This is a genomic window from Streptomyces sp. SJL17-4, from assembly GCF_036826855.1.
GTDB lineage: Bacteria > Actinomycetota > Actinomycetes > Streptomycetales > Streptomycetaceae > Streptomyces.
Window position 1 is genome coordinate 3501040 of record NZ_CP104578.1, and the last position, 12261, is coordinate 3513300.

4 protein-coding genes and 5 pseudogenes are annotated in these 12261 nt (G+C 74.4%); 4 read left to right on the plus strand and 5 right to left on the minus strand.

Annotation, left to right across the window (positions count from 1 at the left end):
- Positions 1-134 precede the first annotated feature (134 nt).
- The 4 genes and pseudogenes from N5875_RS15355 to N5875_RS15370 form a co-directional block, all read right to left on the minus strand.
- Positions 135-1348, minus strand: a pseudogene (locus N5875_RS15355) (VWA domain-containing protein).
- Positions 1345-3578 (minus strand): annotated as a pseudogene (locus tag N5875_RS15360) (DUF5682 family protein). Before N5875_RS15360 ends, N5875_RS15355 begins: the two co-directional pseudogenes overlap by 4 nt.
- Positions 3579-3721: 143 nt before the next feature.
- On the minus strand, positions 3722-4879 hold the full coding sequence (locus N5875_RS15365; protein ID WP_338494362.1) for an AAA family ATPase: 1158 nt from the start codon (positions 4877-4879) through the stop codon (positions 3722-3724).
- Between the two features lie 159 nt (positions 4880-5038).
- A complete protein-coding gene (locus N5875_RS15370; RefSeq protein WP_318208757.1) occupies positions 5039-5452 on the minus strand; it encodes a hypothetical protein in 414 nt (137 codons plus the stop codon).
- A gap of 151 nt (positions 5453-5603) precedes the next feature.
- Between N5875_RS15370 and N5875_RS15375 the strand changes: the two are divergent.
- Positions 5604-6950 (plus strand): annotated as a pseudogene (locus tag N5875_RS15375) (SWIM zinc finger family protein).
- Positions 6947-8663 (plus strand): annotated as a pseudogene (locus tag N5875_RS15380) (DUF5691 domain-containing protein). The pseudogenes N5875_RS15375 and N5875_RS15380 overlap by 4 nt, the downstream one beginning before the upstream one ends.
- A 104-nt stretch (positions 8664-8767) precedes the next feature.
- On the opposite strand, the gene N5875_RS15385 reads toward N5875_RS15380, so the two are convergent.
- Positions 8768-9175, minus strand: coding sequence for a cobalamin B12-binding domain-containing protein (locus N5875_RS15385; protein ID WP_073910412.1), 408 nt, complete (start codon positions 9173-9175; stop codon positions 8768-8770).
- Between the two features lie 303 nt (positions 9176-9478).
- On the opposite strand from N5875_RS15385, the gene N5875_RS15390 reads away from it, so the two are divergent.
- Both N5875_RS15390 and N5875_RS15395 read left to right on the plus strand, forming a co-directional pair.
- Positions 9479-10276, plus strand: coding sequence for an alpha/beta fold hydrolase (locus N5875_RS15390; protein ID WP_338494366.1), 798 nt, complete (start codon positions 9479-9481; stop codon positions 10274-10276).
- A gap of 220 nt (positions 10277-10496) precedes the next feature.
- Positions 10497-12234 (plus strand): annotated as a pseudogene (locus N5875_RS15395) (M23 family metallopeptidase).
- Positions 12235-12261 lie beyond the last annotated feature (27 nt).

Genomic DNA, 12261 nt, shown 5'->3' on the forward strand with positions numbered 1-12261 from the left:
GTGATATGGGACTCAGTGAGGCCCTGGACACCCGTGCGGGTGGTGCCGCGACGACGAATTCCGTACTCGCGTCGGGTCGGTCAGGCCGTGGGTATCGGTCAGACCGTGGGTATCGGTCAGGCTGTGGGTATCGGTCAGGCCGTGGGTATCGGCAGCGGGCGCTTCTCCAGGGCGGCGGCCATGATCTCCGGGAACAGGTCGGGGGTACAGGCGAAGGCGGGGGCGCCGAGCGCGGCGAGCGCCGCCGCGTGGTCGCGGTCGTACGCCGGGGCGCCCTCGTCGGAGAGGGCGAGCAGCGCGATGAACTGGACGCCGGAGGCCTTCATCGCCGACCCGCTTCAGCATCTCGTCGCGGATGCCTCCCTCGTACAGATCGCTGATGAGGACGACCACGGTGTCGGCGGGGCGGGTGATCTTCGACTGGCAGTGGGCGAGGGCGCGGTTGATGTCGGTGCCGCCGCCGAGCTGGGTGCCGAAGAGGACGTCGACGGGGTCGTCGAGCCGGTCGGTCAGGTCCACGACGGCGGTGTCGAAGACGACGAGCCGGGTGGCGATCGACCGCATGGAGGCGAGTACGGCGCCGAAGACGGAGGCGTGGACGATGGAGGCGGCCATGGAGCCGGACTGGTCGACGCAGAGCACGACCTCCTTCCGTATCGCCTGCGAGGCCCGCCCGTGGCCGATCAGCCGCTCGGGGACGACCGTGCGGTGCTCGGGCAGATAGTTCTTGAGGTTGGCGCGGATGGTCCGGTCCCAGTCGATGTCCCGGTGGCGGGGGCGGCTGATGCGGGCGGAGCGGTCGAGGGCGCCGGTGAGGGTCGCGCGGGCGGGTGGCGAGGCGCTTCTCCAGGTCGTCGACGACCTTCCGGACGACGGCCCGCGCGGTCTCCCTGGTCGTCTCGGGCATGGCCTTGTGGAGGGAGAGCAGGGTGCCGACGAGATGGACGTCCGCCTCGACGGCCTCCAGCATCTCCGGCTCCAGGAGCAGCGTGGCGAGACCGAGGCGGTCGATCGCGTCGCGCTGCATGACCTGGACGACGGAGCTGGGGAAGTACGTGCGGATGTCGCCGAGCCAGCGGGCGACGGAGGGCGCCGAGGCCCCGAGTCCGGCCGAGCGGTCCCGTCCGGTGCGGTCGCCGCCCTGGCTCGTGCGGCCGTAGAGCGCGGTGAGGGCTCCGTCCATGGCGGCGTCGGTGCCGGTGAGCGCACGGCCGGTTCCGTCGGCCTCCCCGCCGCCGAGGACGAGCCGCCAGCGGCGCAGCCGCTCGTCGTCCGTCACCGCCCCCGTGCGCGTGGTGGTGCCCGTGGTCGTGGCGGTGGTCGTGCCGGTGGTCGTGCCGGTGCTCATACGAGGGCCTCCTTGCCGAGGACGAGATGGAGGAGGGGCAGCACGGCGTCCGCCCGGTCCCGGTCGGGGGCGGGCGCGAAACCGGGGGCGCCCGGGAGGGTGTGCCCGGGGCCGCCGGCCTGCGGGCCACGGGCGACCAGCTCGCCGAGGGTGCGGCGTACGCCCGGCTCGTATCCGGAGAAGGTGCGCCGCAGCAGCGGCAGGACATCGGTGAAGGCCTCCGGCGGGACGCCCGTCAGCCAGTCGTCGACCAGTCCGAGGAGCCGCTCGTCGTGGACCAGGAGCAGCCCGCCGCCCGAGGCCCCGCCGGCGAAGCCGTCGATCCAGGCGGCGGCGTCGGACGGCGGGGTGCCGGGCGAGAGGGCGCGGCTCATGAGGAGGGCGGCCTCGGCGGTGGCGATCCGGCCCTCGTCCAGGAGGAGCCGGGCGGCGCGGCCCCTGAGGACGCCCGGGATCCGGTCGCGGTCGGCGAGCGGTGCAGGACGCCGGCCCAGCGGTCGGTCAGCCCGTCCGCTCCGGGCAGCAGGGCGAGGGCCTGGTGCACCTCGTCGATCCGCTCGCGCATGGCGGCGGCCGCGTCGGTGTCGAGCCCCGCACAGGCGGGCGGCAGGCCGACGCAGATCCGTTCGGCGAGACCGGCGGCGACCTCGGCGAGGGCCGCCGTCTCGGTGCCCCGGACGTCGCCGTAGCGCAGGGAGCGGGCGAGGGCGGGCAGGGCCTGGGCGAGATGGCCGACGTCGGTGTCGAGCGCGGCCCGGTCGGCGAGCGCCCGCATGACGACGGGGAGCGCGTCGGTGAGCCCGGCGAGGAGGCACTGCTCGGCGAGGGCGGTGACGTCGGCGAGGGCCTTCGCCGCCAGGGCCCGGGAGCCGGCCCGGGCGGTGGCGGCGGCCTCGACGGTGGTGCCCCAGACACCGGCCTCGGCGACCTGGACGTGCAGCTCCGGCTCCCAGCGCAGCCGCCACGTCTCCCGGAAGGTGCCGGTGCCGGAGCGGCCGGAGGCCGGTTCGCCCCAGCCGACGCCGAGGAGCCGCAGCCGGTGCAGCAGTCGGCTGCGCTCCCCGTCCATGTCCTTGCGGAGGTCGAGATCGAGGTCGCGCTCGGTGGCCTCGGGCTTGAGGCGCAGGGTGCGCTGACGGCGGGCCAGATCGCGCTGGAGGGGTACGGCGGGGGCGCCGGCCGGGACCTCGCCGAGGACGTCGCCGACGACGAGGCGGTCCCGGACGAGGTCCAGCGGAACGTCGGAGCCCTCGCAGAGCACGGCGCGGACGGCGTCGGTCGTCTCGTCGAGGCCGGGGAGCGGGCGGCCGCGCAGGGCGGCGAGGGTCTGGGCGAGCCGGACGGCCTCGATGACATGGGCGGAGGAGACCAGGTGGTCCTCGGCCCTGAGGAGTCCGGCGACCTTGGTCATCCACCGCTCGACGGGCCGGTCGGGGGCGGCGAAGAGGTGCGCGTACCAGCCGGGCGCCTCGATCCCGGCGCCGTACCCCGAGCGGCGGGCGAGCCTGCGGTGGGTCCAGGGGACCCAGGTCATCTCGGTCTTCACCTTGGGCAGGCCCTTGAGCAGGGCCCGGTCGGCGGCGACGGTGGTCTTCCGGCGGAGGGCGGGGACGTGCCAGGCGCCACAGACGACGGCGACGGCGTCGTCGCCGAACTCCTTGCGGGCGGCGCGCAGCCGGATCCGCATATGGGCCTCGCGGACCAGGTCGCGGGGATGCCCGCCGTGCCCGTACGCCTCACGGAGCGCGCCCATCGCCTCGGCGAGGGCCTCGAAGGGGGCGGTGGGGTCGTCGTCGCCGCGCAGTTCGACGACGTCCTCCCACCAGCGCTCGGCGTCCTCGTACCCGGCGGCCCCGGCGAGTTCGGCGACCGGGTCGATCCGCAGGCCGCCCCCGGCGACCTCGTCCTCCCCGTCGTCCCAGGTGGGGTCGGCGGCGGCCAGGGTGTGGGCGGCGGGCAGGTCGATGAACCGCACGGCGGCGCCCCGGTCGAGGGACCAGCGGATCGCGACCCACTCGGGCGAGAACGCGGCCATCGGCCAGAACGCGGCCCGCCCGGGGTCGTCCACGGCATGGGCGAGCAGCGCGACCGGTGGCCGCATGTCGGGGTCCCCGGCGAGCGCCACGAGCGCGTCGGCCTCGGCGGGGCCTTCGATGAGCACGACGGCGGGCTCGGCCGCGTCGAGCGCGGCCCGCACACCCCGCGCGGAGCCGGGCCCGTGGTGCCGCACCCCGAGCACGAGCGGCCCACGGGGGAGGCCACGGCCGGACGTGGAGGCGGAGGCGGAGGCAGCCGTGCAGGCGCCCTCGGCCGTGGAGGCGGCCCCGGCCGTGGAAGTGGCCCCGGCCGTCATCGTGGGCGTGGACGTGGACGTCATCCGCTCACCTCGCGGCAGGCGCGGTAGAAGTCCTTCCAGCCGTCCCGCTCCCTGACCACCGTCTCCAGGTACTCCTGCCAGACGACCCGGTCGGCCGCCGGGTCACGGACGACCGCGCCGAGGATGCCCGCCGCGATGTCCGCCGGACGCAGGACCCCGTCGCCGAAGTGGGCGGCGAGCGCGAGGCCGCCGGTGACGACGGAGATCGCCTCGGCCGTGGACAGCGTCCCCGAGGGGGACTTGACCCGCGTCCGGCCGTCGGTGGTGACCCCGTCCCGCAGTTCGCGGAAGACGGTGACGACCCGACGGATCTCGTCGACGCCGGCCGGGACGGCCGGCAGGGCGAGGGAGCGGCCGAGCTGCTCGACGCGGCGGGCGACGATGTCGACCTCGGCCTCGGGGGTCGCGGGCAGCGGCAGGACCACCGTGTTGAAGCGGCGGCGCAGCGCGCTGGAGAGTTCGTTGACGCCCCGGTCCCGGTCGTTGGCCGTGGCGATCAGGTTGAAGCCGGGGACGGCCTGCACCTCCTGGCCCAGCTCGGGGAGGGGGAGGGTCTTCTCGGACAGGATGGTGATGAGCGTGTCCTGCACGTCGGCCGGGATACGGGTGAGCTCCTCGACGCGCGCGGTCATGCCCTGCGCCATCGCCCGCATCACGGGGCTCGGCACGAGGGCGTCCCGGCTGGGGCCGTGAGCGAGCAACTGGGCGTAGTTCCAGCCGTACCGGACGGCCTCCTCGGGGGTGCCGGCGGTGCCCTGGACGAGGAGGGTCGAGTCGCCGCTGACGGCGGCGGCGAGGTGCTCGGAGACCCAGGTCTTGGCGGTGCCGGGCACGCCGAGCAGGAGCAGTGCCCGGTCGGTGACGAGGGTGGTGACGGCGACCTCGACGATGCGGCGCGGTCCCACGTACTTGGGCGTGATCACCGTCCCGTCGGGGAGGGTGCCGCCGAGGAGATAGGTGGCGACGGCCCACGGCGAGAGGCGCCAGCGGGCGGGTCGGGGCCGGTCGTCGGCGGCGGCGAGCGCGGCGAGTTCGTCGGCGAAGGCGTGCTCCGCGTGCGGCCGCAGGACCTCGGTCACGGTCTGCGGCTCCCCCGGTCCGGTGTCCGTCTCGACACCGGAACGGGGCTGCGCGATGGTTTCGGGCACGGGCATGGATCCCCCTCCAGATCGTTCGATCTGCTGTGGGATCCACCGTGCACCATGCCACTGACAATCGGATGTCACCGCTGGTCAGGGGCTGTTGGAGGGGTGAGGACGGGTCAGGTCCCCCTCGAAGGTCGGCGAGGCGGCGCCGAAGCCCGCCCCCGTGGCTCAGCCCACGACCGGGGAGACGGCGACGCAGCCGCCGGCGACGGCCTCCTCGGCCTTGGCCTCCTTGATGACCTTGCCCTGGTAGATGACCTTGCAGGTGAGGTCGGTGGGGGTGAGCGAGACCGGCATGACGGCCGGCGGCATGATGCCCTTCAGCTTCACGGTCTTCTTCCACGGCGTGGTCGGGTTCTTCTCCGACTCGACCTTCGGCTCCATCGCGGTGCCGTCGCCCGCGTGGTAGCCGATGGACTCGATGCCCTTGCCGGTGACCTCGTACGTGACCTCGTAGGTCTCGTTCACGGACTTGTCGACCTGGTCGACGGCCTTCTCGGCGGCCTCGGAGCAGGCGCCGAGGCCTAGGGCGAGGCCGGCGACGGCGAGGGCCGAGACGGCGGTGCGGGCGGTGCGCTTCATACGGGTTCCCCCTGGACGGTTCGTGCGAGTCGGTTGAACCCGCGCGAAGAATCGTAAAGGAAGAGTAAAGCGCTCTCTTGCCCCGGCCTCCCTCCGAGCCCGGAATCCCAGGCCGCAGGCGTTGTCAGTGGCGGCCTCTACCGTCGAGGACATGAATGCCATGGGGGTGCGCTGGACGGCTGAGCAGGTGCTGGCACTGGCTCCTGACGACGCGTCGCGCAGAGCGGGGAGCAAGCTCGGCACGGCCGGACCGTGGTCGGGCAGAGGCAGCGGCGAGGGTGCGGTCTGGGGCCTGTGCAAGGGCAGCGGCCGCGTGCCGTACCGGACGGTCGTCGACACGACGGGGCCCGCGTACCTGTGCGAGTGCCCCAGCCGTAAGTCCCGTGCAAGCACGCGCTCGGTCTGCTCCTGCTCCAGGCCTCGGACGGGACGGAGAGCGAGGAGACCGCCGCGCCCGACTGGGCCGGACGGTGGCTCGCGGCGCGCCGCGCGCGGGCCGGGAGCGCGGCCCGGCAGAGCGAGGGCGGTGGTCCCGGGGGCCCGACGGATCCCGAGGCGGCGCGCCGCAGGGCCGAGCGGAGAGCCGCCCGGATCACCTCGGGCGCCGAGGAGTTGGAGCAGCGGCTCGCCGACCTGCTGCGCGGCGGCCTGGCGGCGGCCGAGCAGCGGGGGTACGGGCTGTGGGAGGAGACTGCGGCCCGGATGGTCGACGCGCAGGCGCCGGGACTCGCGGGCCGGGTCAGGGAGTTGGGGTCGATACCGGGCTCGGGACCCGGCTGGCCGCTGCGGCTCCTGGAGGAGTGCGCGCTGACCCACCTCCTCGACCGCGCCTGGCTCAGCGCGGACCGGCTGCCGGCGCCCTTCGCGACGACCGTACGGACCCGGGTCGGCCTCACCGCCCCGGTCGACGGCGTCCCGGTGCGCGACCACTGGCTGGTGCTCGCGCAGTACGACGCGGCCGACGCCCGGCTGACCACCCGGCGCGTATGGCTGCACGGCACGGCGAGCGGGCGCACGGCGCTCCTGCTGTCCTTCGGCGCGGCGGGGAGAGCTCCCGGACTGTCGCTCCCCGTGGGCGCGGTGCTCGACGGCGAGGTGACCCCGCACGCGGGCTCCGGTCAACTGCGCGCGGAGCCCGGCGAGCAGTTCGTCCCGGTCGAGGGCCCCGCCGCCCCGCCGCCGGGCGGACCGGTGGGCGCGGCCCTCGACGCGTACGGCCGCGCGCTGCGCGAGGACCCGTGGCTGGACTCCTGGCCCGTGACGCTGACCGGGGTCGTTCCCGCGCGCGCGGAGTACGGCTGGCAGCTCGCCGACGCGGACGGCCGCGAGGCGCTGCCGCTGACCCCCGCCGCCCAGTCCCGTCCCGGACTCTGGCGCCTGGTCGCCCTGTCCCCGGCGGGGCCCCGGTGACGGTCTTCGGGGAGTGCGGGCACCGGGGGTTCACCCCCTCGCCGCCTGGTCCCCGGAGACCCCGGGAGAAACGGTCCCTCTCATATGACCCCCGCCCACGGAACACCGTCCGACCGGAGGACCCCGATGGAGACGGACACGACGACCCCGACGACCGCCGCGCTTCTCCGGGAGGACGGAGCCCGGACGGCCGAAACCACGGAGGACGGCGTCTGGGAGGAGCTCGCCACCTCGGCCCTGCTCGGTACGGACCGCCGGGCGCCCGCCCGGCTCGCCGGTCTGCCGCGCGGTGACCTGCCGGGTGCCCTGCTCGACGCCGCCGCGCTGCACACCGTACGACGCAGGGCGGGACTGCGACCCGGGCCCGCCGCGCCACCGCCGGAGCCCGCGCCCGAGGACCATCGCGGGCCGCTGCCGGGGGCGGCGCGGCGGCGGCTCGACCAGTTGCTCGCCGGCCGGGCCGCGCCGTCGCCCACCGGGCGGCGCGGGGCCGCGCCCGACCTGGCCGAACTGCTCCCGCAGTGGCTCGCCCTCGCCAACGAGCGGGGTTACAGGGCGCCGGCCGCCACCCTGCCCGCCCTCCTCGACGCGGCCAGGGCGCGCACCGATCTGCGGCCCCAGGCCCTTCAGCTGGCCGGGCCGCGCGGCCTGTGGCTGGCCCGGCTCAACCCCGAGTGGCGGTTCGCCCTGCGCGGCGCGGGCGCGGGCAGCTCCCTCCCGGACCCCGGGGACCAGGAGGGTGTGCGCGGCCTGTGGGACGAGGGCCTGTTCGCCGAGCGGGTCGCCCTGCTCGGCGCCGTACGGACACATGACCCGGCGGCCGGTCTCGCCCTCCTCGCGTCCACCTGGTCCGCCGAACGGGCGGAGGACCGGCTGATGTTCCTCGACTCGCTGCGGACCGGCCTGTCCGGCGCGGACGAGGAGTTCCTGGAGGAGGCCCTCGGCGACCGCAGCCGCAATGTCCGTGCCACCGCCGCCGAGCTGCTCTCCGCCCTGCCGGCCTCGGCGCTCGCGGGCCGGATGGCGGGCCGGGCGGTCACCTGCGTCGGTCTCGACCGGACGGCGGAGGTGCCCACGATCACCGTGGAGGCCCCGCACGAGTGCGACTCGGCCATGCAGCGGGACGGCCTCGCGGCGACACCGCCCGCCGGCCGGGGCGAGCGGTCCTGGTGGCTGGGCCAGCTCGTCGAGGCCGCGCCGTTGTCCTGCTGGCCGCCGAGGTTCGGGGGCGCGGCCCGGAGGAGATCGTGGCGCTTCCGGTCGCCGACGACTGGCAGAGCGAGCTGCACGCGGCCTGGTGCCGGGCGGCCGTACGTCAGCGGGACGCGGCCTGGTCGCGGGCGCTGCTCGGCTCTCCGGCGACCCCGCCCGCGACGGGCCCCGGCACGTCGTCGCTGGCCGAGCGGGCCCAGCTCCTGTCGACACTGCCGCCGGCGGAACGGGCGCGCTGGGTCGGGTCGTTCATCGCGGCCCACGGCCTCTCGGAGGCGTTTTCCAGCTGCTCGGCGTCTGCGAGGTGCCGTGGGCGGAGCCGCTCGGCGCGGCGGTGGTCGACGCGCTCGACATCGCGCGGGAGGCGGGCAGTTACCCGTGGAGCTTCAGCGGGGTGATGGGGCTCGCGGAGCGCTGCCTCGCCCCCGAGGCGGCCCAGCAGCTGGAGTCCCTGACGGCCCGGCCCGAGGAGGCGGAGGACATCTCCCCCGGCGCGGGCGGCTATTGGTCCGAGGCGTTCCAGCGCCTGGTCTCCACGCTGCGGCTGCGCGAGGCGATGAGAGCCGAACTCACGGAACCGGCTCCCTAGTACGGACCCGGCGCGGGGGCGGTACGGCACCGCCCCGGCATGCCGAAGGGCCCTCCCGTACGGAAGGGCCCTTCAAGGCCTGGGGCGCGTATCGCCGAAACGGATTACGCGGCCACGCGGACGTTCGCGTTCACCCAGTCGACGATGGACGCGGTCGTCGCGCCCGGCGTGAAGATCTCCGCCACACCCTTCTCCTTCAGCGGCGCGATGTCCCCGTCGGGGATGATGCCGCCGCCGAAGACCTTGATGTCCTCGGCGTCACGGTCCTTGAGAAGCTCCAGGACCTTCACGAACAGCGTGTTGTGCGCGCCCGAGAGGATCGAGAGGCCGATCGCGTCGGCGTCCTCCTGGATCGCGGTGTCGACGATCTGCTCGGGCGTCTGGTGGAGTCCGGTGTAGATGACCTCCATACCGGCGTCGCGGAGTGCCCGCGCGATCACCTTGGCCCCGCGATCGTGGCCGTCGAGACCCGGCTTGGCAACCACCACGCGGATCGGACCGGTCACACCCATCACTGCCTCCACATGCGACCCCCGCGCGTCTTTGCCGGGGAGGTGAACGAACGTTATCCCCAGCATCTCGCACCCGGCTGTTTCGCGGCGGCGAGCGAGGGGGAAATCACACGTGGGACATGTTCGCTCTGCGCCGTACCCCGCTTTCGGGCCCTCCTCCTGGGCCCACCAGCCGCAAGCGGGGCACGGTCGCGAAGGGAGCCGCGACGAGGTCGCCGCGCCTCCGTGCCGCCGTCCGTGCGGCGCGGGGGCGCGGCGTACCGGCGTACCGTTCGGCCCCGCGTGCCGTTCGGGAGGTCGGCCATGGAGCTCACCAAGGTCACCGCCCTGATGAAAGCCACCGCCCTCGAGCTCGCGATCCTCACCGGGCATCTCGTCCTCTACCCCTCCGGGATCGTGGCCGAGCGCCTCGCGCCCACCGCTCCCCCGTCGGTCACCCCGAGCACGGGCCGGCGCCCGGTCGTGCTGCTGCACGGTTTCGTGGACAACCGCTCGGTCTTCGTCGTCCTGCGCCGCTCCCTCACGCGGAACGGCGGCCGTGACTGTGTCGAGTCACTCAACTACTCACCGCTCACCTGCGACCTGCGGGCCGCCGCCGAGCTGCTCGGCCGCCGGGTGGACGAGATCCGCGCCCGTACGGGACACGCCGAGGTCGACATCGTCGGGCACAGTCTGGGCGGGCTCATCGCCCGCTATTACGTACAGCGGCTCGGTGGTGACAGCCGGGTGCGCACCCTGGCCATGCTCGGCACCCCGCACTCGGGCACGACCGTGGCCCCGCTCGCCGACGCGCATCCGCTGGTGCGGCAGATGCGGCCGGGTTCGGAGGTGCTGCGGGAGCTCGCCGGGCCGTCGGCCGGCTGCCGGACCCGGTTCGTGAGTTTCTGGAGCGATCTGGACCAGATCATGGTGCCGGTGGAGACGGCGCGGCTCGACCACCCCGACCTGCTCGTGCACAACGTGCGGGTCAGCGGGATCGGCCATCTCGCGCTGCCGGTGCATCCGACGGTGGCCGCCGGGGTCCGGGAGGCCCTCGACGCGGACGGCTGGGAGGCCCCGGCGGCGCGCGGGGAGGGACCGGGCGCCACGTCCGTGGCGTGACACTCCGAGACCGTTCTTCGAACGTTCCTCGAACACAAGGCCAAAGCTCTCTCCATGAGCTGGCGAAACACAGCCGATTGCCCGTTTCCTACGGACTCAAACCCCGCCGAAGATTGTCGGCCGCGCATACCGCCGGGTACAGTCGCGCCACTGCTTACCCCCGGGACACCCCTCGTCGGGCCCGCCCCGGACTGGTCCTGCTGCCGAGGCGAGAGAGACGTTGGTGAACGACCAGCACCCCCACGCCGGGTACGTCGGAGACGGCGCCCACTCCACCGGTAGTTTCGCCACCGACCCTCTCTTCGGCGCCTACGGCGACGGCGGGGCGGACCAGAGCGGACAGTGGAACCTCGGCGGATACGACGTCACCGGCACGTACGGGACGACGGAGCAGTACGGCACGACGACGACCGGCCAGTACGACGCCACGCAGTACGACACGACCGGCACGTACGACACGACGGGGCAGCAGTACGCCACCACCACCGGGCAGTACGAGGCCACCGGCACGTACGACACGACCGGCCAGTGGGACACCACAGGGCAGTGGGACGCCACCGGGCAGTGGAACACCACGGGCGCCTACGACACCACCGGCACGTACGAGACCTCGACCGGTCAGTACGAGACGACGACCGGGCAGTACGACACGACGGCCGCACAGCACGCCGCCACCGCCGCGTACGACACCACCGGTCAATGGGACGCCTCCGCCTGGACCGAGGCGCAGCACACCGGCCAGTACGAGACCCTCCACGCGGGCGCCTACGCCGCCCAGGGCGTGTACGGCCATGAGTCCTACGACGCGACCGGCCAGTGGGCCGCCCCCACCTTCGCGACCGACACCGGCGCCTACGACGCGACCGCGTGGAACCAGGCGGCCCCGGAGGCCGAACCGGTCGTGCCCCAGCAGTACACGCCGGGTCCCGAGCGCACCGCGGAGTTCGCGTTCGAGTACGTCCCCGAGACCGCGGCGGGCACCGCCGAGGCCCACGCGGACATCGACGACCTCGAGCCCGCCCACGACCGGGTCGCACTCGACGACGGCGAGGACGACCACGGCCACGGCAACCGCCACGAGACCCATGAGGCCCGTGGGGCCATGAGGCCCACGACGCCGACCTCGACGACCAGCCCGCCGTCGAGGTCCGTACGGACTCCCCCTCGCCGGCCGCCCCGTGCGCCGCTCCTCCAACGGCAGCCGCGGCCGGCGCCGTACCCCCGCCAAGCGGTCCGCGCTGCTGACCGTCGCCGTTCCCTCCGCCTGCGTCATGGGCGTCGCCGGCATCGCCGCCGCCTCCGTCGGCGGGCTCACCGGCGCGGGAGCCGAGAGCGGGAAGAAGGAAGACACGACCGCGCTCGCCGCCGCCGACCCGGCGTCCGTCAAGCAGGTCGCCGCGAACAACGCCCTCGACACGCAGCTCGCCGCGCTCAGCGCCGACGCCCGCGACTTCGGCGACCGCGCCAGCCGCACCCAGGAGCGCATCGACCTCAAGGCCCGGCAGGCGGCCGACAAGAAGAAGCGCGAGGAGGAGGCGGCCCGCAAGGAGGCGCTGCGTCCCAAGTTCATGCTGCCGGTGGAACTCCACCGGCTCAGCGCGCGCTTCGGCCAGTCCGGCGTCAACTGGATGTCCGTGCACACCGGCATCGACTTCCCCGTGCAGACCGGCACCCCCGTGATGGCCGCGACGGACGGCACCGTCCGCACCCAGATCAACAGCGCCTACGGCAACATGGTGATCGTGACCGCCCCGGACGGCACCGAGACCTGGTACTGCCACCTCAGCAGCGCCAAGATCCGCTACGGCCAGGTGAAGGCCGGCGACGTCATCGCGTACTCCGGTGACACCGGCAACTCCACCGGCCCGCACCTGCACTTCGAGGTCCGGCCGGGCGGCGGCTACGCGATCGACCCGCTGGCCTGGCTGCGCAGCCACGGTCTCGACCCGACCAGCTGACCTCACCCACCCTTCCGTACGTGAGCG